The 2,282-nt window shown below is 52.1% G+C and carries 1 rRNA gene; it reads left to right on the top strand.

The window, feature by feature from the left end:
• Positions 1-2,282: ribosomal RNA gene (locus DEALDRAFT_RS16640) — 23S ribosomal RNA — on the top strand; the annotation flags it as partial.

Here is a 2,282-nt window from a genome sequence, read left to right as displayed (position 1 = left end):
TGATTCTGCGGGTTTCCGAAATGGGGCAAACCCACTGTGAGTCATGTGGCAGTAACTCATACTGAATAAAATAGGGTATGAGGGCGTCATACCCGGGGAACTGAAACATCTTTAGTACCCGGAGGAAAGTAAAGCAACCGCGATTTCCCAAGTAGCGGCGAGCGAACGGGAAACAGCCTAAACCTTTATCTGTGTGATAGCCTGCCGGCGTTGCAGATAGGGGGTCGCGGGGCACATCATGGTCTTCGGCAGAAGACCGCAGTGGAAAGTCATCTTATTAGTCGAACGGTCTGGAAAGTCCGGTCATAGAAGGTAATAACCCGTAGACGAAAATAAGTTGACAGCTGTGATGTGTACCCAAGTAGCACGGGACACGTGAGACCCCGTGTGAATCAGGGAGGCCCACCTCCTAAGGCTAAATACCAACTGGCAACCGATAGTGAACCAGTACCGTGAGGGAAAGGTGAAAAGCACCCCGGGAGGGGAGTGAAATAGAACCTGAAACCGTATGCTTACAAGCAGTGGCAGCACTATGTCTTCGGATATGTGTGGCCGCGTACTTTTTGTAGAACGGGCCAACGAGTTACGTTCTGTAGCAAGGTTAAGTGGTTCTGCCACGAAGCCGCAGCGAAAGCGAGTCTGAATAGGGCGAATGAGTTGCAGGGCGTAGACCCGAAACCGAGTGATCTACCCATGGCCAGTGTGAAGCTTGTTTAAACGCAAGTGGAGGCGCGAACCCACCAATGTTGAAAAATTGGGGGATGAGCTGTGGGTAGCGGTGAAATGCTAATCGAACTCGGATATAGCTGGTTCTCCCCGAAATAGCTTTAGGGCTAGCGTCGGATGATGTGTCGTGGAGGTAGAGCACTGTTTGGGCTAGGGGCCTTACCAGGTTACCGAACTCAGATAAACTCCGAATGCCATAGACATTAATCCGGCAGTCAGACTATGGGAGATAAGTTTCATAGTCAAGAGGGAAACAGCCCAGACCGTCAGCTAAGGTCCCCAAGTACAGACTAAGTGGAAAAGGATGTGGAATTGCTTAGACAACCAGGATGTTGGCTTAGAAGCAGCCACCATTTAAAGAGTGCGTAATAGCTCACTGGTCAAGTGATTCTGCGCCGAAAATGTAACGGGGCTAAGTCTGTCACCGAAGCTACGGCTTGTCGTAAGACAGGGGTAGGGGAGCGTTCTAAGCTGCGTCGAAGCCATACCGTAAGGAGTGGTGGAGCGCTTAGAAGAGCGAATGTTGGCATGAGTAGCGAGAAGGCAAGTGAGAATCTTGCCCGCCGAAAACCTAAGGTTTCCTGAGGAAGGCTCGTCCTCTCAGGGTTAGTCGGGACCTAAGCCGAGGCAGAAATGCGTAGGCGATGGACAACAGGTTGATATTCCTGTACCACCTGCAGCCGCTATTAGCAATGGGGTGACGCAGAAGGGTAGGCACAGCGCACCGTTGGTTGTGTGCGTTCAAGCGTTTAGGGAGTGCGGATAGGCAAATCCGTCTGCACATTATCCTGAGGCGTGATGAGGAGCGAAATTTTAGTAGCGAACTGGCTGATCCCATGCTGCCAAGAAAAGCCTCTAGCGAGGATGTCAGGTGCCCGTACCGTAAACCGACACAGGTAGGTGAGGAGAGAATCCTAAGGCGCGCGGAAGAACCTTCGTTAAGGAACTCGGCAAATTGACCCCGTAACTTCGGGAGAAGGGGTGCCCCGTTATCGTGAAGCATTTATGTTTTGCGAGAGGGGGCCGCAGAGAATAGGCCCAAGCGACTGTTTAGCAAAAACACAGGTCTCTGCGAAGTCGTAAGACGACGTATAGGGGCTGACGCCTGCCCGGTGCTGGAAGGTTAAGAGGAGAGGTTAGCGCAAGCGAAGCTTTGAATCTAAGCCCCAGTAAACGGCGGCCGTAACTATAACGGTCCTAAGGTAGCGAAATTCCTTGTCGGGTAAGTTCCGACCCGCACGAAAGGCGTAACGACTTGGGCGCTGTCTCAACGAAGGATCCGGTGAAATTGTAGTACCTGTGAAGATGCAGGTTACCCATGACAAGACGGAAAGACCCCGTGGAGCTTTACTGTAGCCTGATATTGGATTTTGATATGGAATGTACAGGATAGTGGGAGACTTGGAAGCCTGGGCGCTAGCCTGGGTGGAGTCACCCGTGGGATACCACCCTTTTCATAGCGGAATTCTAACCGGCGAGCCGTTATCCGGTTTCTGGGACAGTGTCAGTGGGCAGTTTGACTGGGGCGGGTCGCCTCCTCAAAGAAGGTAACGGGA

This window comes from Dethiobacter alkaliphilus AHT 1, from assembly GCF_000174415.1.
Lineage (GTDB): Bacteria > Bacillota > Dethiobacteria > Dethiobacterales > Dethiobacteraceae > Dethiobacter > Dethiobacter alkaliphilus.
This window is presented reverse-complemented; position numbering and strand designations above follow the sequence as displayed.